Annotated in this window: 1 protein-coding gene; it reads left to right on the forward strand. The window is 30.1% G+C overall.

From position 1 onward, the window contains the following. Positions 1 to 499: 499 nt before the first annotated feature. Complete coding sequence (locus DDF78_RS12350) at positions 500 to 1,504, forward strand: protein rep (RefSeq protein WP_152587877.1); 1,005 nt, start codon at positions 500 to 502, stop codon at positions 1,502 to 1,504. The last annotated feature ends 693 nt before the right edge of the window (positions 1,505 to 2,197 follow it).

A 2,197-nucleotide genomic window follows, 5' to 3' on the forward strand; every position in this document is an offset into this window, starting at 1 on the left:
CGGCATAGCGTGAGCTATTAAGCCGACCATTCGACAAGTTTTGGGATTGTTAAGGGTTCCGAGGCTCAACGTCAATAAAGCAATTGGAATAAAGCAATTATGTTTAGTAGCATAAAAAATAAAAAGGAGAGTTTGTTTTGAACTTTGGTAAATATTATTTAGATTCCTTTTGGGTAACTGGGATCATTGCTTTATTATTATTTAGTTTTACGATGCCCCTTCTTTTAATCATTGCTTTAGCTATTTTAGTTTATGGAATTGAACGAAAATAAGAAGTATGTAGGTGGTTTTGAATTGGGTTTTGAAACGAGTTGAAAACGAGTTTCTTCTTGTCTTGATACTATATAGAAATAACGTTCTTTTTCAAAATATCGTTTTAACGTTGATTTGACAGTGTTTTCAATAGTTTTTAGTGTATAAAATAAAATTTGACATAAAAAAACTCCAGTAATAAGATTGAAGCATCCACTCATCAACTTAATACTGGAGGTCTTTATATATGCAAGATAATCATACAAAATATATAGACGAAAATCAAGATAATGAAACATTAAAAGATATGACGAAAAGTGGGAAACAACGCCCATGGAGAGAAAAGAAAATTGATAATGTAAGTTATGCAGATATACTGGAAATCTTAAAAATTAAAAAGGCTTTTAACGTAAAACAATGTGGTAACGTCTTAGAATTCAAGCCAACTGATGAAGGTTATTTGAAGTTACATAAGACATGGTTTTGTAAGTCAAAATTATGCCCAGTTTGTAATTGGAGGCGTGCTATGAAAAATAGTTATCAAGCTCAAAAAGTGATTGAAGAAGTAGTAAAAGAAAAGCCTAAAGCTCGGTGGTTATTTCTTACTCTATCAACACGAAATGCGATAGATGGGGATACTTTAGAACGAAGTTTAAAACATTTAACTGAATCTTTTAGAAGATTATTTAAATATAAAAAAGTTAGTAAGAATTTAATTGGTTTTATGCGTTCAACAGAAGTTACAGTTAATAAAAATGATGGTAGTTATAATCAACATATGCATGTCTTGTTGTGTGTTGAAAGTAAGTATTTTAGAGGTTCTGAAAATTATATTTCGCAAAATGATTGGATTGATTTATGGCAAAAAGCATTACAAGTTAATTATCGACCCATAGCAAATATCAAAGCGATCAAACCAAATCAAAAAGGCGATAAAGATATTCAAGCAGCAATCAAAGAGACTTCAAAATACTCGGTTAAGTCATCAGATTTTTTAACTGATGATGACGAAAAAAATCAAGAAATCGTAAATGATTTAGAAAAAGGTTTATACCGAAAACGTATGTTGAGTTATGGTGGTTTGCTTAAACAAAAACATAAAATTTTAAATTTAGACGATGCTGAAGATGGCAATTTGATTAATACAAGTGACGAAGATAAAACAACAGACGAAGAAGAAAAAGCACATTCAATTACGGCAATTTGGAATTTTGAAAAACAAAATTATTACTTAAAAGATTTGAAACGTTAGCTTAAAAGCTAGCGTTTTTTTATGTATTTTTGCCCCTGCGGGAACTATAGTGTTCAACCAGCATGGTTGCCCAGTTTTTATGCAAAAAATAATTTTGTGCATAAAAACTGGGCAGTGTTTATTTTTTTCTGCCCAGTTTGCTAAATTTTTAATTTGCATATAACTGGGCAGTGTCTAAAAAATTAGTCACTGGTTTTGCTCGAATTTTAGTTTGTGAAATTAAGATATATTTATTTGGCTCATATTTGCGTTTTAAAAGCTTATGTAGGTTTTTAGGTATAAAACTATATGATTTACCCCTAAATCTTTAAAATGCCCCCTTAAAATTCAAAATAAAGGTATTTAAAATTTAAATAGTTCTTGTGATAAAGTTTGCTAAAAAGGAGGTTGTATTTTTTTATGTGGTTACGTTTTTCTGTGCAATTACTTTTGTCTATTTTGATGCTAGTTTTTATATATCAACAAATAAATCAAAGTCATTTAGATTTTTGGTTTATTATTTATTACTTATTTTTTATGGCTGTGGTTTTATTTTGGAAACCTTCAGAAAACAAAAAATAGACGATGCATTTATGCCGAGAAAATTTATTGAAGTTGAGAAGAACCCTTAACTAAACTTGCAGACGAATGTCGGCATAGCGTGAGCTATTAAGCCGACCATTCGACAAGTTTTGGGATTGTTAAGGGTTCCGA

Source organism: Bifidobacterium tibiigranuli (assembly GCF_009371885.1).
In the GTDB taxonomy this organism is placed as follows: domain Bacteria; phylum Actinomycetota; class Actinomycetes; order Actinomycetales; family Bifidobacteriaceae; genus Bifidobacterium; species Bifidobacterium tibiigranuli.

What these genes read in the sequence shown, in the direction of transcription:
- DDF78_RS12350 (WP_152587877.1), top strand. Translation starts at nt 500, where the DNA reads ATGCAAGATAATCATACAAAATATATAGACGAAAATCAAGATAATGAA.